General features: G+C 57.4%; 1 protein-coding gene. It reads left to right on the forward strand.

The window, feature by feature from the left end:
• Positions 1-676 (forward strand): B12-binding domain-containing protein (locus HHU12_RS34380; RefSeq protein WP_169661209.1); only part of this gene is annotated, 676 nt, incomplete at both ends.

Consider the following 676-nt stretch of genomic DNA (forward strand, 5'->3'; position numbering starts at 1 on the left):
GCTAATCTCCGGCGGGGTCTCCAACGTCTCCTTCTCCTTCCGCGGTAATGACCCGGTACGTGAGGCGATCCACGCCGTATTCCTCTACTACGCGATCCGCAACGGCATGGACATGGGGATCGTCAACGCCGGTCAGCTGGCCATCTATGATGACCTCCCGGGCGAGCTGCGCGACGCGGTCGAAGACGTGATCCTCAACCGCCGCGATGACAGTACCGAACGGTTACTTGAGCTGGCGGAAAAATATCGCGGCAGCAAAGCGGACGACGGCGCGAATGCCCAGCAGGCGGAGTGGCGCACCTGGGAAGTGAAAAAACGCCTCGAATATTCGCTGGTGAAGGGCATTACCGAATTTATCGAACAGGACACCGAAGAAGCGCGTCAGCAGGCCGCCCGCCCGATTGAGGTCATTGAAGGGCCGCTGATGGACGGCATGAACGTGGTCGGCGATCTGTTCGGCGAAGGCAAAATGTTCCTGCCGCAGGTGGTGAAATCCGCCCGTGTAATGAAACAGGCGGTGGCCTACCTTGAGCCGTTTATTGAAGCCAGTAAAGAGCAGGGCTCCAGTAACGGCAAAATGGTGATTGCCACGGTAAAAGGCGACGTTCATGACATTGGCAAAAACATCGTCGGCGTGGTGCTGCAGTGCAATAACTACGAAATCATCGATCTTGGC

Source organism: Flammeovirga aprica JL-4, from assembly GCF_012844305.1.
GTDB classification, from domain to species: Bacteria; Bacteroidota; Bacteroidia; order Cytophagales; family Flammeovirgaceae; genus Flammeovirga; species Flammeovirga aprica.